Genomic DNA, 25403 nt, shown 5'->3' with positions numbered 1-25403 from the left:
GTACTCTTACTGATCATAGCCGTACTCATTTACAGCTTTTATCAGTATAGAGAATCTGTCCATATTTTCAAATGGTCGGAAATGATCAATAAAAGAATCTCAGAAGTGATTGTATATGGTGAAGAAACCTATGCAGACAACAACTTTTCATCAGCATCCGCAAATCCTTTATTCAGAAATTTATTCCTTCAGAAACTGGCAGAATCCGAGAAGAAATTTTCCGGTGCAGCACAGCATAAACTTAAAGACCTTTTCCAGGAATATGGCCTTCAGAAGGAAGCTTTAAAAAAATTGAATCAGAAAAAGATACATTTAATTGCAGGAGGTATACAGGAGCTTACAGCAATGAATGTGGAAGAAGCACTGCCAAAGATTTCTACATTTTTAACACATCCTTCAGCACAGGTTTATCAGGAAGCACAATATGCCATGGTTCATTTTAAAGGATTTGAAGGACTTCATTTCCTTACCAGCTTTTCAACAAAAATATCAGAATGGCAGCAGCTTCGTCTGCTTATTTCAGTCACCAGTATTCCTGAGAACTCCAACGATAGTATTAAAAGCTGGGTTGAAAGTTCAAATGATTCAGTGGTCATTTTTACCCTTAAACTATTAAGAAAATTCCAGGTATTATCTCTTTATCCTACAGTCGCTGACTTACTGGATCATCCCTCTGTTGAAGTGCGGATACAGGCAGTACAGACATTATTATCCCTTGAAAATCCTTCAACTGTTGCTTATCTAATGGAAATGTATCCTCATCAACCTTTAGAAGTACAGAAAGAGATCCTGAAAGTAATGAGGAAGTCAAAAGACCAATGCTCTGTAGATTTTCTGAAAGATCAATTGTTAAAAGACACTGATTCAGGAATAAAGGTTTATGCAGCAGAAGCCTTATGCTCAATGGAAAAGCAGGACTACCTGATAGAAATATCTGAAAAAGAGACCTCATCAGAAGAATTAATTCAAATCATTAAATACGCAGTACAAGAAAAAGTATGTTAGAATTCTCACACATCATCTATGAAGTTGTTATCTGGTTGTTTCTGATTTACGGAACAGCAATAACCCTTATCTATGGCTGGATAGGAATTTATGCACTTGGAGCTGTACTCCGTTATAAAAAAGAAAATACATTTACAGATTACAGCCTTATTGCGGCAAACCCCAATGCTCCGGTATTCAGCGTTATCGCTCCGGCTTATAATGAGGGAATGACCATTGTAGAAAATGTTCGCTCTCTGCTATCCCTTTATTACCATAACCTGGAAATTATTATTGTAAATGACGGAAGTAAGGACGACTCCATCCAAAAGCTTATCGAGGCTTATGAATTGGAATCCATAGCTTACTTCATTCAGGGAAAAATAGAAACCAATACCGTAAGAGGAGTTTATAAAAGTAAAAACCCTGCCTTTAAAAAGCTGATCGTTGTTGATAAAGAAAACGGAGGAAAAGCAGATGCTCTGAATGTGGGAGTGAATATTTCTTCCGGTGAATACCTGGTTTGCATTGACGTAGATTGCATTTTGGAGCAGGATGCGATTCTGAAACTCGCAAAACCAATGCTGGAGCAGACCGATAAAAAGTTCATCGCCTGCGGTGGAGTTATTCGTCTGGCCAATAACTGCGTGATAGAAAATGGTAAAATAGTAAGTGTCAATATGCCGAAAACTCTTTTGGGCAGAACCCAGGCATTAGAATACATCAGAGCTTTTGTACTCGGACGTATGGCGTGGTCCAGGGCATCAGGATTGATCCTGATCTCCGGTGCTTTCGGAGTTTTTGACAGAAAAATAGTACTCGCCTGTGGCGGTTATGATAAGAATACGGTGGGAGAGGACATGGAGCTGGTGGTAAGAATGAGAAAGTACATGGAAGAAAAGAATGAACCTTATGAAGTACTTACCATTCCGGATCCTTTATGCTGGACAGAAGTCCCTGAATCTAAAGATATTTTGAGAAAACAGCGCAACAGATGGATGCGCGGAGCGATGGAAACCCTGTGGAAGCACAGAAAAATGATGTTCAATCCGAAATATGGAAAATTAGGAATGGTCAGTCTTCCTTATTGGTTCTTTTTTGAATTTCTGGGTCCGTTAATCGAGTTTTCAGGATATATCATCTTTATTATTTTTTTACTGCTGGGAATTATTAACTGGCCATTCTTTACGGTTCTGTTTGCCCTGGTGATCTCAATGGGATTTCTTTATTCTATCTATTCAATATTAGTGGATCTTGTAAGCCATCAGGTTTATACCAAAAGAAAAGACTTCCTCGCCCTTATTGTAACGGCTTTTTCCGAACCTTTTTATTTCCATCCTATCGTGGTAAAAGCAGGAGTAAGCGGATTTATAGATTATTTCAAAAAATCCCACGGATGGGGCGAAATGACAAGACAGGGCTTCAATCAAAGCACACAGCATTTACCTTTCAAAGAAAGAATGTATGCTATTCTTCAGTCTGGTCTTAAAAAATGGGGAATACTCACATTAGTGTTCTTTGCCTTGTTTTTAGTGGGAGTAACCGCAGAGTGGTTGTGGTACCGGTATAGTTTTTCCAAATTTAACACCTCTGCAATTGTTGGAAACCTTTTTACAGAGAATATTTTATTTGCCCTCAGACTCACATTTTGTGTTGGAATTACTTATCTCATCATCAATTTCATCAGAGAAGGCTGGGCAAAGACTCTGGCTATTGCAGCTTTACTTATTGTGACCGTTACCCAATATATTTTATTCCTGTATTTCTCAGAAACCCGCAACGTATTGGGTGCAGACCTTTTATACTACAGCAAAGAAGAGATGAAGCAGATTTTACAGGCAAGCGGAATGCTTAATTTTAAGAACTTTGCCCTGATGGGTATTTTAATAATAGCCTCTTTCATTTCTATATGGATAGCCGGTAAATCAGCTTTGAAATCCATCTATCCGGGACTTGTATTGCTTGCTTTCGGGTTAGCAGCCTTTTTTATTCCCTCCAATATATTAGGATCCAAAACCTTGAGCTCTGAGAATGAATTTAATCAAAATGCGGCAAAAAGTAAATGGGCTTATTTCCTTAAATCCAATGAGGACAATTTCATCAGCGATCATCCTGAACTGAATGAATTACTGAGTGAAAATGAAGATTTCACCACCAATGCCGAAATGCTCAATAAAAATTTCCCTTTCTGGAGGAAAGAAAATACCCCGGATTTTTTAGGGTCTTATTTTAACAGATCTGAGAAAGTTCCCAATCTTGTTTTCCTTGTCATGGAGGGGTTCGGACATGCCTACACTTCCCCAAAAGGATATATCGGCAACTTCACTCCCTATCTGGATTCTTTATCCAACAAAGGATTATATTGGGAAAACTCGTTAAGCTCAGCAGGAAGGACCTTTGCCGCATTGCCATCAATCACAGGATCACTTCCTTTTGGAAAGAATGGCTTCCTTGAAATTGAAAAGACACCGGAAAACTTCAATCTTTATAACATTCTGAAAGCAAACGGCTTTGAGACAGGTTTTTATTATGGAGGCCATACATCCTTTGACCGTTACAGTGAATTTCTTGAATATAGCGGGGTAGACCATATCATAGATGAAACCTCATTCGGCAGTCCTTACCGTAAGCTTCCTGCCAATAACGGAGAAAGCTGGGGATATGAAGATCAGGCAGTTTTTGGTAAGATGCAGCAAGAACAAAAGCCACAGGATCGACCGTATTTCAATATGATTCTCACCCTTTCAACGCACAATCCTTTTTTAATCAACAATAAAGATTATTATGAAAAACTGTACAATCAAAGGCTGAATTCAGGTATTTTAAATTCTGAACAGAAGAAATGGGCCGCAGCTCACAAAAACCAGTTAATTTCAGTTCTTAATGCTGATGATGCCATTAAAGGTTTCTTCAAAAAATACAGCAAACGTCCGGATTTCAAGAATACCATTTTTGTGATCACAGGAGATCACAGCATGCCTGAAATCACACTACAGGACAAGATTGATAGATTCCATGTACCATTATTGATCTACTCACCCTTATTGAAAGAATCAAAACGTTTCTATAAGACCGTAAGTCATTTTGATATTGCTCCTTCTATTTTAGCTTATTACAGAAATAATTATAAAATCAGCACACCTGCTACAATAACATGGGTAGGAAGAGGATTTTCTCCGGATTCCGAAATCAGCAAAACCGGAATTCCAATGATGCAGAGTAAAAACCAACTTATTGATTTTGTCTCTGAAAAGTATTATATCCATGACGGACAGCTTTTTACCCTGAAAAATATGGAAGAAGATGCTTCCAATGATAATGCAGCCCTGAATAAGATGAATGGCAGATTTAATCAGTATAAAAGCATGAATTCCCAGTTTTATTCTACTAAAAAACTGATGCCTGATTCGGTAATGGTGAACTTTAAGAAAAAAGTAAAATCAAAGTTTTAAAACTTTCTGGTGTAGCCTAATGTAATATCAAACTGATTTCCTTTTTCTCCCGGGCGGTATTCCTGGTTATAATACATTGTTCCCACTGAAAACAGATTGGAATGGTAGGAGAAATTGTATTCACCTCCAATTTTAAAAGTTTTAAGCTTAAAGGTTTCGTTTTCCAGAAGATTATTACGGTTTTCTTCCGGGCTGATCCCGGTTCCGATCTGAAAAGCAAAATAATCCTGAGCACCTTTTGTATAATACCTTACAGTTCCCGTATAAGAATGTGAAATATTCTTGCTGTCAGGAGTGATATAAGTACGCAGGTTAAACCAGAAATTTTTATAATATTTCCCTATAGCAGCGGTATACATCCAGATACTGCTGCTGAAATAAAGCTGACGGTAACCTAATTCTGCTTCAAAACTATGGGGAAGGTTTGCATTCAGAGAAACTCCGGTACGGTACTTCGGAAACAATCCCACATGATCAGAATATCCTCCGCCAACATACAGGTAAAACATTTTAGAAAGCCTTGGGTATGCCTCCAGTTCAATCTGTGTGCCGCCCTCGGCAAATTTATTGGCATAATTTCCGCGAACAATCACGGAACCAATAGGAGTAACTCTCTTATAACTTACTCCCACAATATGCCAATCGTTATCAAACTGTTTGTCAAAATGAGAATAATTATACACAATTCCTATTGCATTTTTAGACGTAAGCTCATTTATTCTTACTGCAAGAGCTCTTGCTTCAGTGTTTTTAGGATTGATGGATAAAAGAGTACTTACAGCTTTATCTGCTTCCTCGTAATTATCCATTCCAAAATATACTTTCGCTTTCAACAGTAATAATGTTTCAGATTTAGCATGATAGGAAAGTCCTTTATCTATGATTTCAATAGCTTTTGTATTCTGATCATTCCAATATTCCAATGAAGCATAAGCCAGAAAATAATCTTCATCCTGAATCTCTCTTTTTCCAAGCTCTTCAAATATAGCCCTTGCGGAAACCAGATCTTTGTTCCAGGTATACAGCCTTCCCAGGAAAACTGAAATATCAGTATAATTGGGAGCTTTTTCCAATGCCTCTTTGGCCAGAGCAATAGATGCAGGATAATCTTTCTGTTCAAAAGCAGCGGTTCGGGCTTTAAGGAATAGTTCATCAGCTGATAAATTCTGCTGACTGTACATTGTGATTGGAAAAAGTAAAGCAAATAAAAAGGTTGAATATCTTTTCATTGAAAGTTTAATTATTAATGAACTACATCTGGTATCACAAATATATTGAACTTTTACATCACAACCCAGAGATTATTCGTCAAACCTTATTTTTTTAGATTATTTTTCAATTAAACAATGCTTAAAAAGCAATTATGATGGAATAATTATTGCCGTAATTAAAAAAAATTAATTTCTTCAAAATTTCATTATGAAAATAGCCACATATAATGTTAATGGAGTCAACGGCCGCCTGCCCGTTTTATTGAAATGGCTGAAAGAAGCCTCTCCAGATATTGTCTGTCTTCAGGAACTAAAAGCACCTCAGGAACGTTTTCCTGTAGAAGAAATTAACAAAGCAGGCTATGAAGCTGTCTGGAATGGACAAAAAAGCTGGAATGGAGTTGCTATATTGGCAAAAAACAGGGAAATTACAGAAGTACAAAGATCTTTACCGGGAGATCCTGAAGACATTCAAAGCCGTTATATTGAAGTGATTATTGATAAAATGGTCATCTGCTGTCTTTATCTCCCGAATGGCAATCCTTATCCAGGACCTAAATTCGACTATAAATTATCCTGGATCAAACGTTTTAAAAGAAGAGCCAGCCAACTCATCACCATGGAACTTCCCGCCATCCTTATAGGCGATTTTAATATTATTCCGGAGCCTATTGATGTGTACAAACCTGAACGCTGGGAAAATGATGCCCTGTTCAGAACAGAAGTAAGAAAAGCGTATAAAGATCTTCAGAAGAAAGGATGGCTTGATTCGATACGAAGTCTTTATCCCGAAGAAAAAGTATACACATTCTGGGATTATCTATATAAAGCTTATGACAGGAATGCAGGCATAAGGCTGGACCATATTTTATTAAGTCCTTATCTACAGAGCCGGCTGAAATCAGGTGGAGTAGACAGCCATGTGCGCGGCTGGGAGAAAAGCAGCGATCACGCTCCGGTATGGATTGAACTTGCGGACTAATTGTAATTCAAGAATTGCAGGATCATATACATTATAATATGCTCCTGGTTTATAAAATCAGGAGCATACAATATATAATACGTTGGTATGAATACTAAGACTGTTTTCGGCGGCGGCCAGAAACCTTTTTATCTAGATCCCTGATGTCCTGTCTCAGTTCGCGGAACATTTCTTTAAAATTATAACTTTCATAGTCACCAGGCTCAAAATCTTCCGGGAAAATTCCTGAAGCATACTGCCAGATTTCTACAACTTCCTCAAACGGAATCTCATAAGGCTCATAAAAAGAATTGTCAGCACTTACACAGATTGCATTTTCTTTTCTTTCCTTAAAACGTTTATAGGTAATCCCGTCATTCAATGTTACAAAAACATAGGTTTTTCCCTGTTTCAAATCATTGATTCCTTCCACATATTTTCCTACAATATAAGACCCGTTTCTGAATGGAGGCATAGAATCTCCATCTGCAGGGAATGCCCTGTATTTTCCATTAGTAAGAAAGGGAAGAGCGATACGCTGAAGGCTCTCAATATAATCTACATCACTGTAACCTTCCAGATATCCCATAGAAGCTTTTTGAGGGATAATTTCTATTGTATCATTTCCATGGGTATCTACCGCCACCGGAAGAACAATCCTGTTGTCAGGTAATTTCAGCATATCATCCATAGGGTACTTCTGGATATCTACAGACAGCATAAGATCAATGCTTACATGAAAATATTTAGAGATTTTTATAAGAAGTTCGATAGGAGGTTCAGATATTCCGTTTTCATATTTTGAATAGCGAACTCTGGAAATCATCAGTTCATCAGCTACATTTTGTTGGGAAAGCTTTCTCCTGGCTCTTAAGAAGCGTATATTATTTGAAAAAATTGACATTGATAAAAATATGTAAGCAAAAATACAAAATTTGAATGCGTTACCAACCACCGAAGCAGGTTTTACTATAAGATATAAGGAAATTTCACTACTAAGGTCTCCATTTTTACTAAAACGGGTAAATTTTCATGCCTGGATATTTAATTTTTGCACGCTGAAAATTGATTTCTGAACAAATATAGAAGGCTTTACATAGTTTAAACAATAATCATCAATAAATAGAATTTAATGCATAAATAATAACTCTAAATTTCATAAATTGAGTTATTATTTTTAACATTTAGTAAATCAATCACATATAAGTGAAAATCATATTTATACTAAAAGACACATATATTAATGAAATATTAAATAATAAAAACATATAATTAATTTATTGAAAATAATTTGCAATTGTAATATTATTATTCATATATTCGTGATGTAATAATCATATAAAATTATAGTTATGAAAAACTTAAAAAAATTAGACAGAAACGAATTAAAAGCTATTTCAGGTAACGGATTACTAGATCCAATTGGTACTTTACTAGGTGGACTAGGAGGTGTAGTTGGTGGAGTAGTAGGCGGAGTAGGTACTATCGTAGGTGGTGTAGTTACTGGCGTAGGATCTACTGTTGGTGGTGTAGTTGGTGGTGTAAGCACTGTCGTAACTAACGCTTTATGCCAAACACAATGTGTTGTAAATGGTGTAATTCACATCAAATTACTTGAGTGTGGTTCTACTTGCTAATCTGCAAGAATAGACATTAAAAATCATTCCGCTCTTTTCAGAGCGGATTTTTTTATAGCCCAAAAAGAAAATAAAACCAACGTATCACACTTACAATCAATCATTTATTTTCATTTTGAGATCTTTTGATTGAAAGGATATCAATCCTGAGTTTCCTATGCCGGCATTTCATTACTGAATGTACGTTTAGCCTATAAAGACAACCGTTTATCCCTGGAATTAATATTTCAGCAGGTATGAAAATAACAATATAAATAATCTCATTTCTGCAGTTGTCATTCAATGATAGCTGCATATTTTTTGTGGTTTTTTATAAGGCTAATTAATCAAAAAAATATTTAAAAAAAAAGTAATAAAATTTTAATACGACATGTTTTGACGCTGCGCGTCTATATCTTTATGTTAGAGATAAGATAAAAAATTCCGGGAAATTATTGTCTTACTAAACCAAAATTAACTTTTTTAACAACTATTTTTTAAATTATGCACAAAAAACAACTAGTAATCATTTTTCTATTTCTATTTTTCTGTTCTTATGCACAGACTGAATTTATTACTTTATGGAAACCTAATGTAAATGGTACCATTGACCATGCAATATCTTTTGGCGGTACAGGAACCAATTATACCATTAGCTGGGAAGAAGTGGGATACCCACAACATAATGGAGTCCTTAATTCTGTTACATCCAATAGCACCAATCCGATTACCATTCTTTTTGGACCTTCATTACATACAAACCCTATCCAGGCAACCTACAAATTGAAAGTATACAATGGCAACGGGCTATTTTACGGGTTCAGGGCCAGTACAAACTTTATTGATCCTAATGCTAATCCGGAACTCACCGAAATCAGTCAGTGGGGAGACATCATTTGGCTTCAGCAATTTAATCAGGGATTTGCGGGCTGTCCAAACCTTAATGTAACTGCTGCAGACATTCCCAATCTAACACAAATAAACAATTTATCGGAAATGTTTTATAATTGTTCATCTTTGATCGGAAATAATTCATTTTCAAGTTGGAATACAAGTACAATTACTAATATGAGTAATATGTTTAGCAGAGCAAAGCTATTTAACCAGAATATTGGAAGCTGGAATACAGCGAATGTAAAAGATTTTAATGGAATGTTTTCTTTTGCCTCTGCTTTTAATCAGAATATTTCCGCCTGGAATACTGCATCCGGAACTAATTTCTCTGCAATGTTCAAAGATGCAGTAGCTTTTAACCAGCCATTAAATTCATGGAATACATCAAATGGTGTCAATTTTCGCTATGTATTCTCTAATGCAGCAGCATTTAATCAACCTCTTAATAACTGGAACACCGCTAAAGTAACAGATTTTGAACATATGTTTGAAAATGCAGTCTCATTCAACCAGCCGATTGGAAACTGGAATGTAGCCAAGGTTAGTTATTATTCAGGTTTTAACATGTTTAATGGTGCTGTACTTTTTGATCAGGATCTTTCCGGCTGGAATATCCGACTTCAGAATTTCTTCGGAGGATCAATCGCTTTCGGATTAAAAAATTCCGGTTTATCATGTACAAACTATAATAATTTTCTAATTGCTCTCAATAATAATCCTACATGGGCGAACACAACATTAACATCTGGAAGTATAGATGCAACAGGGCTGATCTATTCTACACCGCAGGCCATTATGGCAAGAGCTCAATTGGTTAACAGAGGCTTTACTATTGTTGGAGACACTTATAACCCGGGATGCTACTTATCAACAGCAGAAGTTTCAAAAAAACTAAAAACTCCAGCTTATCCCAATCCAACAACAGGAGTGATAACAGTGGAGGCAGCTGTAAATGAAAATGTTTCTTTATATGATATCAACGGCAAACTCATTAAAAATGTGACGTTTATAAAAGGAAAAAACACAATCGATCTTACCGGATATCCCTCAGGGAATTATCTATTAAAAGGCGAAACTATTTTCAGTAAAATAATTAAGAAATAATAGATCAGCCGAAAGGTTACCTCTATCAATTAAGCTCCAAGGTCTTTGTACTTTGGAGCTTTAATTTTAAGTGTGTTATATTTGTGTCAACTAAGAAGAATAACCAACGACTCACTAAGAATTGATGACAGAGAAATTCCCCACAATAAACAGTACACTTTCACCAAATGTGCTCGGCAAATTTATTCAACGAAATTATGGACTAACTGACAACATGGAATGCAGCATATTTCGACTTGGCATGAATCATTTATATATTGTTCATGATGACGAAGACAAATATGTTTTTAGAGTTTATACCCATCATTGGCGTACTCAATTAGAAATTGAAGAAGAATTAAGACTTTTAATTCTTCTAAAAGAAGCGGACCGACAAGTTGCTTTTCCAATAGCTGATACTTCGAACAAATTCATTCAGGAAATTGAAGCTCCGGAAGGGACAAGGTTTGGCGTTCTATTTTCGTATGCTAAAGGCATAAAGACAGCAAAATTTTCACCCCAAGCCAGCTTTCTAATTGGACAGGCATTGGCAAAAGTTCATCAATCGACAGAAAATATCGAACTGAAGAGAATGTCTTACAATGCTCAAAACCTGCTCAGGAATCCTGTTCTAAGAACGAAAGAATTTTATAGTAAAAATAATAGCGAAATCGAATTTTTAGAAAGTCTTTCCGATTTTTTAACGCTAAAAATGGAAAATATAGACAAACAGAAAATGAGACATGGAGCCGTTCATCTTGACATTTGGTTTGACAATTTGCACATTGACGATGAAAAAGGAATAACATTTTTTGACTTTGATTTTTGTGGCAACGGTTATTTATGCTTTGATATTTCTTATTTTCTATTTCAGTTGTTAGCAACCAATTTGAACGAAGAGGAATACCAAGCAAAAGCAGATAGTTTCATAAAAGGGTATGAGACCGTAACTAAAATTAATAACGAAGAAAAAAAGTTTTTGTCTTTCGCATGTTTAGCAATTATGAACTATTACATAAGTGTTCAATGTGACAGATTTGAATATTGGACAAATATTTTCCTGAATGAAGATCATTTAAAAAGAATGGTTGGGAATTTAAAACGCTGGATTGTTTACAACAAAATTGAGATTAATTAATAATGGTAATTTTTAAGTGAAACAATAATAACAATTCTGTAATTAATTAAATATTAAGATTTTAATAGATATGAAAAACCAAGCGATATATACAATTTAACATAATATAAATTATAGGATATTTATTATACCATTTGAAAGAGAGTACTAACCACTCCAGAATCTGTTATTTTTTAATTTTTCCTTCCAGATATTCTTTAACGGTTTCTAAGAACTCTTCTTTAGTCATAAATCTGTCCAGAAAATTTTCCAGCTTTCCTTCATTCTCGATTTCCTGAAAATAAACTTCGTGGTCTGTGCTGTATACTGTTGGATTAGTCTGATCCGGATCTGTTGTGCAAACAAAAAAATGATCAGGATATCCATAAAAATAAAATATACAGATGAAATCCATTTCAGAGCCTTCTACCATTTTTTTTACTTCATGTTCCTCTATAAGTCCATCTAGTTCATCGTAATCGTCTGTATCTTTCTTAAACGGCGTGAAAAACCAATCTTTGAAAAAATATTGTCCGTACGCCAATTCATGGTTAGAAAAATAATGCTTTAATAATTCTTTATAAAAACTTTCCTGATCATTATGATATACGGTTGAATTTTCTTCATAATACTGATCTATCACGTAGACATCCCAATCTCTGTCATAAAGATGATGTCCAAATATGATACTCCGCCAGTTCTCTGCAAAATTTTTGTCAGTAAGTACAGCGTCTGTATTTCCTCCTAACTTTCTGATTTTATTTACAATACTCTCATTCATAGGCTATAATTTAGTCTTCCAATATATTATGTTAAATTGAAACCACTATGGAAACTAATCTCTCTTTGATCTAAAAATACAAAATCTTGCCACATGGCAGTTTTTATAATCATGAAACTGAGTACCTTTATCCTACCAAAAATAAGTAATATGAAACCAAAAATGATCTGGGCCAATCTGGCAGTAGCCGACCTTGAACGCACACAGAAATTTTATACAGAGCTGGGATTCAAGCCCAATAATCCGCACAGCTCTAATGAGTTGGTAAGTTTTTTTATGGCTGGAAATGAATTTATTATTCACTTTTTCTTAAAAAATATCATAGAGAGAAATTTAAAACCCATGAAATTCGGAGATCCTCAAAGTTTCAACGAAATCATCTTCACCCTCTCTGCAGAAAATAAAGAACAGGTAGATGAATGGGCTCAGGAAGTAAAAAAAGCCGGTGGAACTATTGTTTCGGAACCTGAGAGTTTTGGAGAAAATTATTATGGATTTGTGTTTGCAGACCCTGATGGGCACAAGTTTAATGTATTTTTTATGTAGAATTAAAAAATATCTTCCAGTGTTCGGGCTTCAATTTATAATAAAAAGTAATCAAATATTATCAGATAATTACGATATTTTATGCTGAACGCGTTTTGCCCATATACCTCCTCTATTTTTAGTAAGATAGAATAGTTCCTGGATTAAAAGACACTGCTTATTTGGGGCTCTTAGCTCTTTTCTGTACGGTAGGGCTTTATGTGATATTTGCAGAAGTTTTAAAAAAATTCCAGCCTTTACGGTCAACTTAACCTTCAATCTGGAGCCGGTATATGCTATTATTATTGCTTTTTTATTTTTTGATGAAAGCAAAGAAGTCAATCTTTCGTTTTATATAGGATTAGCATTTATTATTGCTTCTGTAGTCTTGCAGACATTGATTTCGATTAAAAAAATATTAAAAATAAATATTTTAATAAATAAAATATTCTAAATTAAATCGCTCACAGTTATTTTTTTTCATCAAAATCATATATTTGCTGCTAAACAAAAATAACTGTGAGTAAACCTATTATATTTGGTGAAATTGAAGGTATTGAAGAAGGATATCATTTTAATAATAGAAAAGAGATGATGCCAACAAGCTTTCATAGAAATTGGGGAGCAGGAATTGATGGAAATTCAAAAGAAGGTACTGCTGCAATCGTTCTTTCTGGGGGTTATGAAGATGATTTAGATTTTGGGGAAGAAATTGTTTATACTGGTGCTGGTGGTAATGATAGCAATACTGGAAAACAAATAAGAGATCAAACATGGGAAAAAGGAAATGCTGGACTTATAATAAGTATGGACCAAGGATTACCCGTAAGAGTTATTCGGGGATCAACACATACATCTGAATTTTCTCCTCAAAATGGTTATTCTTATGCTGGATTATATAGCGTTGTTGATGCTTGGGAGGAAACTGGTAAAAGTGGATTCAAAATTTGTAGGTTTCGTTTAGAATATTCTGGCAATAATCAGTCTAAAAAAGCAGTGCGTCAAATTGAATTAGACTATTCTGAAAGAACAAAAAAAAGAATAGAAAGTACTGTTTTAAGGATTGTACGAGATACTAAAGTTGCATGGCAAATAAAAAGATTATATAATTTTAAATGCCAAATTTGTCAGATTTCTATTCCAACCAAATTAGGCCATTATGCAGAAGGTGCTCATATCAAACCGCTAGGCAAACCTCATAATGGAGATGATAATCCTAATAATGTTATTTGTCTTTGCCCTAATCATCATATCATGTTTGATAAAGGTGTATTTTCAATTAAAGATGATTTACAATTAATTGGTTGTTTATCTGGAGAACTTACAATTAATGATAATCATACATTGAATCTTTCCAATCTACAATACCACCGTCAAACGCATGGTTTCGAATAAAATATTTTAGCCTCTCAGAAATAATATGTTGAGAGGCTTTTTTATTTAAATTTATTATTTATTCATTCCCAAACTGTTATATAATTGCACCTGCCATATTCCCACTATCTCCTTAAGCATGACGAATGTAAACGCAGCATTATAACTGTTAGGAAATACCGTTATTTCGGTGTCTATAAAATCTGATGCCTGCGGAATGGGCTTTAATCCAAATATCTGAAACAGAGCAACAGATCTCTTTATATGAAAACCCGAAGTAACCAAATAAACACTTCCAGGAGCCATCTTTTTTACTATCGGACTTGAGAATTTTGCATTCTGATAGGTATTCATGCTTTTATCTTCTTTAATAATATCTGCATCTGATACACCTATTTTTTTAAAGTTTTCGCTAAACAGTTCCGCTTCACTGGTATGTCCTCTGCCCTTTCCGGAAATCACTATTTTGCAGGGTATATTTTTTTTCTTGAATTCCTGATACAATTGATAGGCTGTGACGATCCTTGAATAAGACATCGTATGCAGTTTTTCAGTATTGTCAATATCTACAACTCCACCACCCAATACAACAATAACGGGGTTCTGAGAAGCGGTATTCTTTATTTCAGAAGTATGGATATAGCTTTTCTGCAGATATTCTGAAGTTAATTTACCCAAAAACCCATTTCCTATAAAGATGATCATTAAAACGACCGATACACCAATTCCTATTCTCAGATTTTTGCGTTTATTTTTTCTTTTCAGCAGAGCGATTATAACTACCGCAAGAAATAATAAGAAATAAGGTTCTGCAAAAAGCTGTAAAACACGAAATAAAAGATCCAGTAAAAATTTCATTTAAGATAATATTGATTAATGTATAGAAAACATCAGAACCTCAAAGGTAGGTATTTCTAAACTTCACCAACGACAAAAGTCACAAAAGCACTATTTGAAAACACTTAGGTAAGTTTTAATTAATGCCGAAGAAAAGATCATATTAAGATGAAAATCAAATATTTTCACAAAACTTAGGTGTACTTATTATACATAAAGCCTGGTTCTAAAATAATTTAAACATTACAAACTTTTGTGTCTTTTGTGGTAATGAAGTTCAGATAACTTAAATTTTATAATCAGAACAAATTTCGTATCATTTATCTTTCTGTTTATACAATTATTTTATACATTTGCACTCATTGAACAGCACACTTTTTGGTGTGTTAATGAAAAAGATAAATACCTACCCAATGAAAAAGCAGAAAAGCATCACCGTTTTGATGACCGTATTCCATATATTTTTGGACAGGCATTTTTGTAAAGAAAAAAACAAAAACTCTTCCTTAAATCTCAAGAAACGATCTCTACCTTAAATAGATGGATATTTCTGCGATAACCATCAAAGAAATATCATCTCCCGCTGATCAAGCAGACAGCACAGATTATCACATTTCCAAAAATCAGTATAATCTGCGGGAGACAATCAAAGATCAAATTTTATTCCTCACAATTTATTTCCCTTTTCAAAATAAGCTGGTTTCTACTTGCCGAAACGACTATTGATCTGCCCAAAAACCACATTGCCGTACCCACTGCAATCTTCATCTCCGTAAATTAAAGAAAATCACCACGTTAAAATTTTATTTTAAATTAAAAATAAGATATCTCACTGATTAATTACAGGACCATATTATTAATACGATTTTAAAAAAACTTAATATCAAAATTAATATTATCTAAATGCGATATGGTTTTTAAAAAAATACATTTGTCTTGTAACCTTAATATAATCAATGAAATGTCAACAGTTCTCAAAACATTTGTAGCTTATCTCAAAAGACCTGCTCTCTATCCTGAACTGGGCAGAAAAATCATTAAAAATACGGTAAGCAGAAGAAGTCCGTTCAAAGGAAAAGCAAAAGCAAATTTCTGGGCTGCATCCATAGCAGTTTCCCAAAAAGAAGTAATCTCCAGACTTTTCTCTATGGATACCGATCGTTTCAGATCTATCTATGCTGAGACCCTTGAAAAAGCCAGTTTAAAAGAAAAAGAATGCCCCATTACAATGGGTGGCCCTGGTGCTCTGGAGCTTATTTATTATGCATGTGAATTCACCAAAGCACAAAACGTTCTTGAAACCGGAGTGGCTTATGGATGGTCTTCCTTAGCCATATTGCTTTCGCTTCAAAAAAGAAATGGTACGCTCTATAGCTCAGATATGCCTTATCTTGCTCAGGATGGTGATCAGTATGTAGGATATATTGTTCCTGAAAACCTTAAAAAATATTGGCAGCTGTTCCGTTTTGCAGACAGAGAATCTTTGCCTAAAATTTTGAAAAAAGTTTCCTCTTTCGATGTTTTCCACTATGATTCTGACAAAAGTTATCACGGAAGAATGTGGGCTTATCATAAGATCTATAAAAGACTGAGACCTGGCGCAGTGTTTATCAGTGATGATATTGGAGACAATTCTGCGTATCAGGATTTTTGCAATAGAATGAATATCAGCACTCTTGTTGTAGAATACAATGGGAAATACATCGGCGTTTTTGTAAAACAATAATCTATTACTGATCCAGCATGTATAAATAATCAAAAAAAATCTGCGGAAAACTATTCGTTCGCTTCATCTGGCAAGCCAGTAGTTAATAAAAAATATATAGAAGCATTATTTAAATAATAAAATGGAGAGCATTAAGCTCTCCATTTTTCTTTTAAAAAGCATACTTACAATTAATTAATACAAATTTTTTTCAAAAAAACTTGCGTAGCTAAATAACTACACATATATTTGTAGTCAAATAACTTCACAATGAATTTAAGAAGAGATGTATTTCAGGCGATAGCAGATCCTACAAGACGATCTATATTAATGTTGGTGGCGGCACAGTCGATGACAGCAGGAGCTATTGCCTCCAATTTTGATACGGCGAGACCTACCGTTTCAAAGCATCTCCAGATCCTTACAGAATGTGAACTGCTGAGATCTGAACAAAACGGCAGAGAAATAATCTATCACCTAAATCCCAATAAAATGAAAGAAATAGCCGATTTTATAGAACCTTTCCGCAAAATGTGGGACGAAAAATTCAACAAGCTGGAAAGTGTGATGAAAGCGTATCAGAACAATAATGATAAGAGATAAAAGATGAGAGACAATGGACGTCAAAGTTTAAATTGTGAACCTCAATGTCAATAGCGAATTTTGCTTTGCAAGTGAATCATCGATTACCCTTGAAAGGATAACAACCTTAAACATTAAATTTTAAACCTTGAACGCTTATATTCTCAAACCCTCAAACTCTCCCTCTCTCAAATCCAAGAAACCCTCAAACACCAACATCATGGAACTTAAAACAAAAATCCACGCCGAAGACGGAAAACAGGAAATTTTCATCACCAGAGAATTCGATCTTCCGGTAGAACTCCTTTTCAAAGCGTATACAGAAGCTGAGCTTTTCGAACAATGGATGGGTACCAAAGTGACAAAATTTGAAAACAAACAACACGGAAGTTACCGCTTTGAAACCTCCAATCCACAAGGTGACATAGTTTTCAGTGCCAACGGAACTATTCATGAAGTGATTCAGAATGAGAAAATTATAAGAACTTTTCAGATGGAAAACACTCCTTTTCCGGTTCAGATAGAGTTTTTAGAATTTGAAAAATTAACAGATACCACCAGCAAAATCACAATCCAGACAATCTATAAATCCGTAGATTTCAGAGACCAGCATCTGAAAATGCCATTCGCTCAAGGCATCAATATGGCTCACAATCGTTTACAGGAGATTGTAGGTGGAGGTAGCAGATAATAGGTTTCAGGCTGTCGACCGTAACGATAATCTTGTTCTCAAAAATCCAACAACTCTCCCACTCTAATACTCCCCAACCCTCAAATATAAAACACCATGAATCCAAAAGTTAATTTCTTCTTTGATAAAAGCCAGCAATGGCACAAAGAATTTGAAAAATTAAGAGCAATTGCCCTAAGCACCGACCTTGTAGAAGATTTAAAATGGGGATGTCCATGTTATACCTATGAAGGGAAAAATATTTTCCTGATCCACGGTTTTAAAGAATATTGTGCGATCCTTTTCTTTAAGGGTGCTTTAATGAAAGACCCAGATCATATTCTGATCCAGCAGTCTAAAAATGTACAGGCTGCAAGGCAGATTCGTTTTACAGAGGTAGAGCAAATCAATGATTTGGAAGATGTTCTTCGCAGTTATATGTTTGAAGCCGTTGAAATAGAAGAATCAGGTGCTAAAGTGGAAATGAAGAAAACAAAAGAGTTCGAGATGGCTGAAGAATTTCAAGAGAAACTGGATCAAAGCCCAGCATTACAGGAAGCTTTCAAAGCATTGACTCCCGGAAGGCAAAGAGCGTATCTACTCCACTTCTCTTCTGCCAAACAGTCCAAAACCCGTGAAGCCCGCATTGAAAAATGTATTCCACAAATCATGGACGGTATAGGATTAAACGATTAACTATAAAAAACATATCATGAACACACCACAACCCTCACAAAAAAGAACAAAGATCATCTATTGGATATTCACACTTTGGATGGCCCTTGGAATGGTTTCCACTGCAATTGTCCAGCTGATGAAAAGTAAAGATGAACTGCTGAATTTCACCAATTTGGGTTATCCTTCTTACCTGATGACCATTATTGGAATATGGAAAATATTGGGCGTAATTGCCATACTGATTCCCAAACGCCTGCTTTTAAAAGAATGGGCGTATGCAGGATTTTTCTTTGTGATGTCAGGAGCTGTTATTTCCCATCTGATCGTAGGTGATACGGCAGGAAGAACTTTTCCGGCAGTATTATTACTGGTACTGGTTATAATCTCCTGGTATTTCAGACCTGCAGACAGAAAAATTACTAGTACTGATTAAACATTTTTAAGATAAAAAGCCATAAATTTTGTCGCAGATAAAATCCTTGCGCCTTAAAAAACGTTTATTTGTAAAACCTACGCCTTTGCGATTATCCAATAAAATAAACCAATTCAATCAATAGTAAAACAAAATTTGATATGAAAAAGAAACTGACACAGGAGCAAATCAACGAACTTTTAAAAACACTAAAAGCCCGTTTTGAAAAAAATATGGACCGTCATAAAGACCTGAAATGGGAAAAAATCCAGCAAAAACTGGAAGCCAATCCTGAAAAAATAGAGTCTCTATACGAAATGGAAACTACAGAAGGTGAACCCGATATCGTAGATTACAATAAAAAAACAGATGAATATTCTTTCGTTGACTGTTCCCCGGAAAGCCCGAAACGAAGAAGTCTATGCTATGATTATCAGGCTTGGGATGCCCGAAAAGCCAATAAGCCGGAAAGCAACGTCATTGACAAAGCTAAAGAAATGGGCATTGAACTTTTAGCAGAAGAACAATACCGCAATCTTCAGGAACTTGGAAAGTTCGATCAAAAGACATCAAGCTGGATAAAAACGCCATCACAGGTAAGAGAGCTTGGAGGCGCCCTTTTCTGTGACAGACGATACAACACCGTATTCACCTACCACAATGGTGCAGATTCTTATTATGCAGCAAGAGGATTCAGAGGAATACTAAAAGTATAAAAAGGAGAACTGACTGAGATCTTTTATCAGAATACATCAGGAATCTCTCAACCAGGGAGATTCCACACTCCAGAAAATAATTCTTACTCCCAGATAATTTTCAGCATATTCTACAAATTCTTCCTTGGTAAAAGGTTTTTTAGTTTTAGGATTTTTGTACGTAAGAGTTGGCTCCTGAACCGCCATAGCAACTAAAGGCAGCTTCCCTTTGTACTGATTAAAGAAAGGATAAGAGTTCTTCATCTGCCCTTTTTTATTCGGAACAATATCAGGCCCTCCCAGCCCTATATTATTTTTATACGCAAAATCAAACAGTCTGGACATGTATTGATGGTCATTGTCCCATTCACACGGAAAAAAGTTGACATACTGCAATACATTGGATTGATGGAAAGCATCTCTCGCAAACTTCAGATTTTCCAGTTCGGCCTGGAAATAACGATCACAGCTAAAACCTGTTTTATCTGCTTTCATTTCTATATCTATTGATGTTTCGGGAAGATTAATCCCTTGAATTTTACCGTCAAACTTCTGTGCCAGCGCTCCAATAAGCTTCTGGAACCTTTCGCGGACAGCAGGATTCCATTGCTGGGTAACCCATCCGCTTCCTACAGGTTTATTTTCCCCGGGATTATCATATTGGGGAACCAACCCTCCTGTATACTCTTTATCATTCAATACATAATCAGGAATATATCTGGCCTGCGGTTCAAAAAATCTATCCTGAAGCTGAATAAATAGTTTTCTGTTGATGGAAGTTAAATATTCCAGATCTTTTTCAATAACAGAAAAATCATACACATCTTTTGAAGTTTCCAAAGCTCTCCAGTTGTAAACAATCTGTACCCCTCCGATATCCTGGCGAGTGATCATTTTTTCTATTTTCTTAAGGTCTCCTGAAGAAGTATAAATATAATTCTGAGGGGTCTGACCCGAGATAAAATACAACCCAAGCATAAAGAATCCCAATCCCAGCGCTTTAGTTATCTTTTTCATTAAAATCAATTTTGCTAGGTAAATCATTTTCCGTGCCTAAAGCCGTTTAATAATTAAAGATTAGGATTACAAGGTTATAGGAACTGAGTCCTGTGATAGAAAAATAAGAATCAATTGAACATATAAAACCATATTTTAATTAATATTTTTTGTTAAAATCTTTTCTAAAAAACACTAATTTTCATCATAAAATGATTATCTCTTTATATCCTATTTTTAATATACAAATACTATTGTTATTTTAGCAGAATAGAAATTTGATTTAACAATTAAGGATATGAAAAAATTAATCTTATTGGGCGCTGTATCAGCTTTTTTAATCAATTGCAATAAAAAAACTGAAGCACCGGCTCCCAAAGTGGAAGCAGATACCATTGCTGTAGAAGAACCCGTAATAGATACCCTTGGACCAAAATCGTTCTGTTATATCGGGGTAACAGGAAAAGACAGTGTTTTTGCTTCTATTGATGATAATCTGGGAACAATCACCGGAAAATTATCTTATAAAAACAGTGAAAAAGACAGTTCAAAAGGAGATGTAACCGGTTTCAAATCCGGAGATACCCTGAAACTGACTTACGAATTTGCTTCAGAAGGTAAAAAAAGCAAAAGAGATATTTACTTCATCCAGAAAGACAATGCTCTGACAGAAGGAATTGGAGATCATAAAGAGGAAGACGGACAGTCTAAATATGCTGATGAGAAAAAAATCAGCTATAAAGATGGACAGAAACTAAGCACTGCAGACTGTAAAGTAGTGAGCGAAGCTGTAAAATAATAATGCATTATCAATAAAAAACAGCCTTAAAGATAAGGCTGTTTTTATTTTATGGTAATTCCGTTTCTATAATTTCAATAAAGCGGTTTACGGCTTCATCACCTGTATTCCAGGAAGTAATAAGACGAATGGCCGAAAAATTCTCATCTACTTTTTTCCAGACATAGAATTCAAATTTTTCAGACAGAATCTCAATAAGTTCGTTACTCAAAATAGGAAAAATCTGGTTGGTATAGGTATCTGAAAGAAATGCCGCTCCTTTTTTCTGCAAAGCATTCTTAATTTTCATAGCCTGCTGATTGGCATGCTTTGCCAGATCAAAATACAGATTGTCCTTCATCAGTTCCATAAACTGTATTCCCAACAGCCTTCCTTTCGCTAATAATGCACCTTTCTGTTTGATATTAAATGCAAAATCCTCCTGAAGAACCGGATTATTAATAACAATAGCTTCTCCTATCAGCGCACCGTTTTTGGTTCCTCCAAGGTAAACGACATCCGTTAGAAGAGCTACTTTTTCCAGGGTAAGATCACTGATTTCTGATGTCAGCCCATGTCCCAATCTTGCTCCGTCCATAAACAGATATAGCTTATTTTGCTTACAAAATACTGAAAGCTCTTCCAGTTCTTTTGCCTGATAAATAGTTCCCAGCTCTGTAGAATTGGATATATACACCAGCTTAGGCATCACCTGGTGTGGTACATTGCTATGTCCTTCTAAAACCGGGATGATGTCTGACGGTCTTAGTTTTCCATCTGCAGTTTCAATACTCAATACTTTATGACCTGTGGCTTCAATAGCTCCTGTTTCATTATTTAGAATATGGCCGGGAGCGGCAGAAATCACACATTGATAAGGTTTTAAGATTGCTGAAATAACAATTAAGTTAGCCTGCGTTCCTCCTGAAACCAGAAAAACTTCAGAATTGTGATTGTTGATTTTTTCTTTAATTAATGTTTTTGCTTTTAATGAATACTCATCTTCTCCATATCCGGCCTGCTGATCTAGATTATGCTGTAAAAGAGCCTGTAAAATATTGGGGTGGCATCCTTCAGAATAATCATTTTTGAATGAAAATTTCATAGAGTAAAAGTAAAAAAAGTTAAAATAACAAGAGTAAACTTTTCATTTTATTTTGTTAGATTTGTATTGAAAATCATCTAACATTTTGAAAACAACCCTAACAGAAGAGAATTACCTGAAAGCTTTGTTTCATTTAGTTGACAATGAAGGAAAGGTTACGATTAATGAGCTCAGTAAATTTTTGAATGTAAAAATGCCGAGTGTCAATAATATGATGAAAAAGTTTGCAGAGAAAAAGTGGGTCATTTATGAAACCTACAAACCTTTACTTGTTACAGAGAACGGAAGACGGGAAGCGGCTCTGGTAGTTCGAAAACATAGACTTACAGAAATGTTTCTGGTCAAAAAAATGAATTTTGGCTGGGAAAACGTTCATGAGATTGCAGAACAACTTGAGCATGTACATTCTCAGATCTTCTTTGATAAAATGGATGAAATCCTGGATTATCCTAAATTTGATCCTCATGGAGAACCTATTCCTGACAAAGACGGAAATATTATTTCTCAGGATCTGCAGAAACTAAGCAACTGTGAAGCTGGTGAAAACGTTACTTTTGCCTCGGTCACCTTATCTGATGATGCTTTTTTAACTTATCTCAACGATAGGAAACTTCTCCTCAACACTAAAGTAAAAGTCGTTAAAGTAGAAAGTTTTGATAAATCTATGACCATAGAAATTGATGGCAAAACGGAAATTTTAAGCAAAAAAGCGACTGAAAAAATATTGATTAAGAAATAATCTTAAACGATCAAAATAAACCTCACAGATTGTAAAGTCTGTGAGGTTTTTCATTCCGGCAATATCATACTAAATATTTTTTGAACTCTTAAAATAGCATATTTCTATTCCTATAACTGTTAAAAAACGGTTAAACTCTCTTTCATAAAATACCTGAAAATTAATTTTTAATTAGGTTTGCAAGATATTCTACAAACTTTGTCTTTCTGACAAATACCAACATTTTAATTATTACCAAAAAAAATTATGAAAAAAAGCATTCCGTTTTTTATTATTTCGATGTTATTAAGTCCATTTACAAACGCTCAGACAACTCAGGTAAGAGATTTTGTGATTGAACCACAGATTAAACCCAACTTTTATATTTACAAAACTTTTGGCGTATTTGGAGGTAAAGAATATTCTACCAATGCTGTTTATCTGGTTACAAAAAAAGGAGTGGTCTTATTTGATGTGCCATGGCAGAAAACCCAATATCAAAGCTTACTGGATACGATTCAAAAACGTCATAACCTTCCTGTTATTGCAGTATTTGCAACACATTCACATGAAGACAGAGCCGGAGATTTAAGCTTTTATAACAACAAAGGAATTAAAACTTATGCAACAGCAAAAACGAATGAACTGTTGAAGAAAGATGGAAAAGCTACTTCTACAGAAATCATTAAAACAGGGAAACCTTACCGAATTGGCGGGGAAGAATTTGTGGTAGACTTTCTTGGAGAAGGACATACCGCCGATAATGTAGTGGTATGGTTCCCAAAATATAAAATTCTGGACGGAGGATGTCTTGTGAAGAGCAAAGCAGCAGTTGATCTCGGTTATACCGGAGAAGCCAACATCGCACAGTGGCCACAAACCATGACAAAGCTGAAAAACAAATATTCACAGGCAACCCTGATTATTCCAGGTCATGATGAATGGAAAGGAGGCGGACATGTAGAGCATACTCTTGATCTTCTTGACAAAAACAAAAAGCCGGAATAATAATTTATTTCCATAATCTGTATATACCATAAAAAATCCCGAATGAAAATTCGGGATTTATATTTTTAATGATGGGCTGTATTAGTCTAATACACTCCAACCTCTCTTAGGGTTTGTATTTGTAGAAACCTCTTGTTCGTTAACGATGATGTTTTCTTTTCTCTGACCGATGTAATCAAGCTCGCTCAGTTTAGAGAAAATTGTTTCAAGGCTTCTCAGCATCTGCTGAATATAAAGCAATGGCTCACCACAGTTATGATGATCATAATTGGTCTCTGCTACAATAGAAAGCTGGTTCAATAAGGTGTGGGGAGCAATCTCACTCCACTCTAAGCTATAATTCAGCATTTCTTCCAATTCAGCAGGAACAAGAAGCTGGGTAGAATTATATAAATGAAGGGCTAATCTCGCAAAAGACTCGATCAGAAATACAGGTGGCTGCCATGGAGTAATATTTCTGAACTGGAAATACATATCTCCAAATGTATTCACCATGGTACTGCACAGAAACTTAACATTTTGTGCCAAAGCTGTATTTTGATTTTTGTGAGAGGTCTTCTGAATAATTTTAAAAGCATACTGCTGAAGATTCCCGATAGACTTTGCATAGCTGCTGTAATACTCTACCAAAGCCGGATGACTCTGTACAGAAGTACATGGCGGAATAAAGTTGGAATCTACCTGGGCAATATTTCCTTTTAAATCTACTTTTCCAATGATTAGGTAGTTCCCTCCCGAATAGCTGCTGTTTAAAGAAGTTACAGGAAGCAGTTCAATATGGTGATTCGGCTGTGCACTTGGGTGGCGCGGCGGAATTTCTTCAGGGTCAATATCTCCAAAAGGAACTTTATCAAAAGGATTTACTGAGATTAAGATATAATATTCTCCATCTGTCTGCTCTTCGTTCATGGATTTTGCCAAAGACTTCACGCTAATTCTTCTGTCTGTCAGCTCAATACGGTATCCAGCCATTGTCACAGCGCTGCAACGCTTGATAACAAGCTGTACATCATTGGTTGCCGTATTGTGAACATCAAAAATGGTACGGTCTGTAAATTCGTTGGAAATAGGCAGAAGTCCGTAATTATATGTAGTAATTCCAAGGGAATTGGAATCTCTGATGGTATCAATTAAGAAATTATCCTGATCATTCAGGTGTCTCTGGGAAACCTTCATCCCATCCACCCAATTGATTGCAAAATGTTTAATAGGCTGTATCAT

25 protein-coding genes are annotated in these 25403 nt (G+C 35.2%); 18 read left to right on the top strand and 7 right to left on the bottom strand.

From position 1 onward, the window contains the following. The first annotated feature begins 81 nt into the window (after nucleotides 1–81). Both ACPF63_RS08790 and ACPF63_RS08785 read left to right on the top strand, forming a co-directional pair. Nucleotides 82–1005: a HEAT repeat domain-containing protein gene (locus ACPF63_RS08790; RefSeq protein ID WP_426482721.1), complete on the top strand. Its 924-nt coding sequence runs from the start codon at nucleotides 82–84 to the stop codon at nucleotides 1003–1005. After that, a complete protein-coding gene (locus tag ACPF63_RS08785; protein WP_426482720.1) occupies nucleotides 999–4436 on the top strand; it encodes a sulfatase-like hydrolase/transferase in 3438 nt (1145 codons plus the stop codon). The genes ACPF63_RS08790 and ACPF63_RS08785 overlap by 7 nt, the downstream gene beginning before the upstream one ends. Here ACPF63_RS08785 and ACPF63_RS08780 read toward each other — a convergent pair. Next, nucleotides 4433–5665, bottom strand: a complete 1233-nt coding sequence (locus ACPF63_RS08780) for a YaiO family outer membrane beta-barrel protein (RefSeq protein WP_426482719.1) — start codon at nucleotides 5663–5665, stop codon at nucleotides 4433–4435. The genes ACPF63_RS08785 and ACPF63_RS08780 overlap by 4 nt on opposite strands. A 190-nt stretch (nucleotides 5666–5855) precedes the next feature. On the opposite strand from ACPF63_RS08780, the gene xth reads away from it, so the two are divergent. Further along, entirely contained in the window at nucleotides 5856–6629 is a 774-nt protein-coding gene (gene xth / locus ACPF63_RS08775; RefSeq protein ID WP_426482718.1) for an exodeoxyribonuclease III, read from the top strand. A gap of 94 nt (nucleotides 6630–6723) precedes the next feature. On the opposite strand, the gene ACPF63_RS08770 is transcribed toward xth, so the two are convergent. Further along, on the bottom strand, nucleotides 6724–7512 hold the full coding sequence (locus ACPF63_RS08770; protein ID WP_426482717.1) for a helix-turn-helix domain-containing protein: 789 nt from the start codon (nucleotides 7510–7512) through the stop codon (nucleotides 6724–6726). 448 nt (nucleotides 7513–7960) lie between these two features. Here ACPF63_RS08770 and ACPF63_RS08765 point away from each other — a divergent pair, with 448 nt between their 5' ends. The 3 genes from ACPF63_RS08765 (at nucleotide 7961) to ACPF63_RS08755 (ending at nucleotide 11339) form a co-directional block, all read left to right on the top strand. Then, entirely contained in the window at nucleotides 7961–8245 is a 285-nt protein-coding gene (locus tag ACPF63_RS08765; RefSeq protein WP_047374658.1) for a bacteriocin-like protein, read from the top strand. Nucleotides 8246–8728: 483 nt separating this feature from the next. Beyond that, on the top strand, nucleotides 8729–10222 hold the full coding sequence (locus ACPF63_RS08760; RefSeq protein WP_426482716.1) for a BspA family leucine-rich repeat surface protein: 1494 nt from the start codon (nucleotides 8729–8731) through the stop codon (nucleotides 10220–10222). 124 nt (nucleotides 10223–10346) lie between these two features. Then, on the top strand, nucleotides 10347–11339 hold the full coding sequence (locus ACPF63_RS08755; protein WP_426482715.1) for a phosphotransferase: 993 nt from the start codon (nucleotides 10347–10349) through the stop codon (nucleotides 11337–11339). 166 nt (nucleotides 11340–11505) lie between these two features. Here the strand turns inward: ACPF63_RS08755 and ACPF63_RS08750 are convergent, their stop codons facing one another. Beyond that, nucleotides 11506–12099, bottom strand: coding sequence for a hypothetical protein (locus tag ACPF63_RS08750; RefSeq protein WP_426482714.1), 594 nt, complete (start codon nucleotides 12097–12099; stop codon nucleotides 11506–11508). Nucleotides 12100–12249: 150 nt separating this feature from the next. Between ACPF63_RS08750 and ACPF63_RS08745 the strand changes: the two genes are divergently transcribed. The 3 genes from ACPF63_RS08745 (at nucleotide 12250) to ACPF63_RS08735 (ending at nucleotide 14019) form a co-directional block, all read left to right on the top strand. Further along, on the top strand, nucleotides 12250–12645 hold the full coding sequence (locus tag ACPF63_RS08745) for a VOC family protein (RefSeq protein WP_426482713.1): 396 nt from the start codon (nucleotides 12250–12252) through the stop codon (nucleotides 12643–12645). A gap of 142 nt (nucleotides 12646–12787) precedes the next feature. Continuing rightward, on the top strand, nucleotides 12788–13078 hold the full coding sequence (locus tag ACPF63_RS08740) for an EamA family transporter (protein WP_426483206.1): 291 nt from the start codon (nucleotides 12788–12790) through the stop codon (nucleotides 13076–13078). 65 nt (nucleotides 13079–13143) lie between these two features. Continuing rightward, nucleotides 13144–14019 carry a YDG/SRA domain-containing protein gene (locus ACPF63_RS08735; RefSeq protein WP_426482712.1) on the top strand — a complete coding sequence of 292 codons (876 nt, stop codon included), beginning with the start codon at nucleotides 13144–13146 and terminating at the stop codon, nucleotides 14017–14019. Nucleotides 14020–14073: 54 nt separating this feature from the next. Here the strand turns inward: ACPF63_RS08735 and ACPF63_RS08730 are convergent, their stop codons facing one another. Beyond that, the gene (locus ACPF63_RS08730) at nucleotides 14074–14856 is read right to left on the bottom strand and encodes a YdcF family protein (protein WP_426482711.1); all 783 of its coding nucleotides are present in this window, start codon (nucleotides 14854–14856) and stop codon (nucleotides 14074–14076) included. 940 nt (nucleotides 14857–15796) lie between these two features. Between ACPF63_RS08730 and ACPF63_RS08725 the strand changes: the two genes are divergently transcribed. From ACPF63_RS08725 to ACPF63_RS08700, 6 genes are all read left to right on the top strand, one after another. Then, nucleotides 15797–16561, top strand: coding sequence for an O-methyltransferase (locus ACPF63_RS08725; protein ID WP_077417178.1), 765 nt, complete (start codon nucleotides 15797–15799; stop codon nucleotides 16559–16561). A gap of 249 nt (nucleotides 16562–16810) precedes the next feature. Continuing rightward, the gene (locus ACPF63_RS08720; protein ID WP_077417168.1) at nucleotides 16811–17143 is read left to right on the top strand and encodes an ArsR/SmtB family transcription factor; all 333 of its coding nucleotides are present in this window, start codon (nucleotides 16811–16813) and stop codon (nucleotides 17141–17143) included. Nucleotides 17144–17342: 199 nt separating this feature from the next. Continuing rightward, entirely contained in the window at nucleotides 17343–17813 is a 471-nt protein-coding gene (locus tag ACPF63_RS08715) for an SRPBCC family protein (RefSeq protein WP_180563813.1), read from the top strand. Nucleotides 17814–17909: 96 nt separating this feature from the next. Beyond that, nucleotides 17910–18488, top strand: a complete 579-nt coding sequence (locus tag ACPF63_RS08710; protein WP_426482710.1) for a YdeI/OmpD-associated family protein — start codon at nucleotides 17910–17912, stop codon at nucleotides 18486–18488. 16 nt (nucleotides 18489–18504) lie between these two features. Continuing rightward, nucleotides 18505–18903, top strand: a complete 399-nt coding sequence (locus ACPF63_RS08705; RefSeq protein ID WP_426482709.1) for a DoxX family protein — start codon at nucleotides 18505–18507, stop codon at nucleotides 18901–18903. Nucleotides 18904–19043: 140 nt separating this feature from the next. Next, complete coding sequence (locus ACPF63_RS08700; RefSeq protein WP_426482708.1) at nucleotides 19044–19598, top strand: DUF4256 domain-containing protein; 555 nt, start codon at nucleotides 19044–19046, stop codon at nucleotides 19596–19598. 36 nt (nucleotides 19599–19634) lie between these two features. On the opposite strand, the gene ACPF63_RS08695 is transcribed toward ACPF63_RS08700, so the two are convergent. Further along, nucleotides 19635–20594 (bottom strand): hypothetical protein, encoded by a 960-nt coding sequence (locus ACPF63_RS08695; RefSeq protein ID WP_426482707.1) that lies wholly within the window; start codon nucleotides 20592–20594, stop codon nucleotides 19635–19637. 277 nt (nucleotides 20595–20871) lie between these two features. Here ACPF63_RS08695 and ACPF63_RS08690 point away from each other — a divergent pair, with 277 nt between their 5' ends. Continuing rightward, nucleotides 20872–21372 (top strand): hypothetical protein, encoded by a 501-nt coding sequence (locus tag ACPF63_RS08690; protein ID WP_426482706.1) that lies wholly within the window; start codon nucleotides 20872–20874, stop codon nucleotides 21370–21372. 49 nt (nucleotides 21373–21421) lie between these two features. Here ACPF63_RS08690 and ACPF63_RS08685 read toward each other — a convergent pair whose 3' ends face one another. After that, a complete protein-coding gene (locus ACPF63_RS08685; protein WP_426482705.1) occupies nucleotides 21422–22456 on the bottom strand; it encodes a threonine aldolase family protein in 1035 nt (344 codons plus the stop codon). A gap of 85 nt (nucleotides 22457–22541) precedes the next feature. Here ACPF63_RS08685 and ACPF63_RS08680 point away from each other — a divergent pair, with 85 nt between their 5' ends. Together ACPF63_RS08680 and blaIND are read left to right on the top strand one after the other, a co-directional pair. Further along, complete coding sequence (locus tag ACPF63_RS08680) at nucleotides 22542–23195, top strand: metal-dependent transcriptional regulator (protein WP_077417153.1); 654 nt, start codon at nucleotides 22542–22544, stop codon at nucleotides 23193–23195. Between the two features lie 246 nt (nucleotides 23196–23441). Next, a complete protein-coding gene (gene blaIND, locus ACPF63_RS08675; protein ID WP_426482704.1) occupies nucleotides 23442–24182 on the top strand; it encodes an IND family subclass B1 metallo-beta-lactamase in 741 nt (246 codons plus the stop codon). Between the two features lie 81 nt (nucleotides 24183–24263). Here the strand turns inward: blaIND and ACPF63_RS08670 are convergent, their stop codons facing one another. After that, nucleotides 24264–25403: a hypothetical protein gene (locus ACPF63_RS08670; RefSeq protein WP_426482703.1), complete on the bottom strand. Its 1140-nt coding sequence runs from the start codon at nucleotides 25401–25403 to the stop codon at nucleotides 24264–24266.

It is taken from the genome of Chryseobacterium sp. R2ACT005 (assembly GCF_049949215.1).
Lineage (GTDB): Bacteria > Bacteroidota > Bacteroidia > Flavobacteriales > Weeksellaceae > Chryseobacterium.
The sequence above is the reverse complement of the archived record's forward strand: the minus strand, read 5'-3'. Positions and strand labels throughout refer to the sequence as shown.

Bases quoted from the DNA above. Each gene is read 5' to 3' on its own strand.
- ACPF63_RS08790 (WP_426482721.1), top strand. From the start codon at position 82: ATGATCAATAAAAGAATCTCAGAAGTGATTGTATATGGTGAAGAAACC.
- ACPF63_RS08785 (WP_426482720.1), top strand. From the start codon at position 999: ATGTTAGAATTCTCACACATCATCTATGAAGTTGTTATCTGGTTGTTT.
- ACPF63_RS08780 (WP_426482719.1), bottom strand. From the start codon at position 5,665: ATGAAAAGATATTCAACCTTTTTATTTGCTTTACTTTTTCCAATCACA.
- xth (WP_426482718.1), top strand. From the start codon at position 5,856: ATGAAAATAGCCACATATAATGTTAATGGAGTCAACGGCCGCCTGCCC.
- ACPF63_RS08770 (WP_426482717.1), bottom strand. From the start codon at position 7,512: ATGTCAATTTTTTCAAATAATATACGCTTCTTAAGAGCCAGGAGAAAG.
- ACPF63_RS08765 (WP_047374658.1), top strand. From the start codon at position 7,961: ATGAAAAACTTAAAAAAATTAGACAGAAACGAATTAAAAGCTATTTCA.
- ACPF63_RS08760 (WP_426482716.1), top strand. From the start codon at position 8,729: ATGCACAAAAAACAACTAGTAATCATTTTTCTATTTCTATTTTTCTGT.
- ACPF63_RS08755 (WP_426482715.1), top strand. From the start codon at position 10,347: ATGACAGAGAAATTCCCCACAATAAACAGTACACTTTCACCAAATGTG.
- ACPF63_RS08750 (WP_426482714.1), bottom strand. From the start codon at position 12,099: ATGAATGAGAGTATTGTAAATAAAATCAGAAAGTTAGGAGGAAATACA.
- ACPF63_RS08745 (WP_426482713.1), top strand. From the start codon at position 12,250: ATGAAACCAAAAATGATCTGGGCCAATCTGGCAGTAGCCGACCTTGAA.
- ACPF63_RS08730 (WP_426482711.1), bottom strand. From the start codon at position 14,856: ATGAAATTTTTACTGGATCTTTTATTTCGTGTTTTACAGCTTTTTGCA.
- ACPF63_RS08725 (WP_077417178.1), top strand. From the start codon at position 15,797: ATGTCAACAGTTCTCAAAACATTTGTAGCTTATCTCAAAAGACCTGCT.
- ACPF63_RS08720 (WP_077417168.1), top strand. From the start codon at position 16,811: ATGAATTTAAGAAGAGATGTATTTCAGGCGATAGCAGATCCTACAAGA.
- ACPF63_RS08715 (WP_180563813.1), top strand. From the start codon at position 17,343: ATGGAACTTAAAACAAAAATCCACGCCGAAGACGGAAAACAGGAAATT.
- ACPF63_RS08710 (WP_426482710.1), top strand. From the start codon at position 17,910: ATGAATCCAAAAGTTAATTTCTTCTTTGATAAAAGCCAGCAATGGCAC.
- ACPF63_RS08705 (WP_426482709.1), top strand. From the start codon at position 18,505: ATGAACACACCACAACCCTCACAAAAAAGAACAAAGATCATCTATTGG.
- ACPF63_RS08700 (WP_426482708.1), top strand. From the start codon at position 19,044: ATGAAAAAGAAACTGACACAGGAGCAAATCAACGAACTTTTAAAAACA.
- ACPF63_RS08695 (WP_426482707.1), bottom strand. From the start codon at position 20,594: ATGAAAAAGATAACTAAAGCGCTGGGATTGGGATTCTTTATGCTTGGG.
- ACPF63_RS08690 (WP_426482706.1), top strand. From the start codon at position 20,872: ATGAAAAAATTAATCTTATTGGGCGCTGTATCAGCTTTTTTAATCAAT.
- ACPF63_RS08685 (WP_426482705.1), bottom strand. From the start codon at position 22,456: ATGAAATTTTCATTCAAAAATGATTATTCTGAAGGATGCCACCCCAAT.
- blaIND (WP_426482704.1), top strand. From the start codon at position 23,442: ATGAAAAAAAGCATTCCGTTTTTTATTATTTCGATGTTATTAAGTCCA.
- ACPF63_RS08670 (WP_426482703.1), bottom strand. From the start codon at position 25,403: ATGATACAGCCTATTAAACATTTTGCAATCAATTGGGTGGATGGGATG.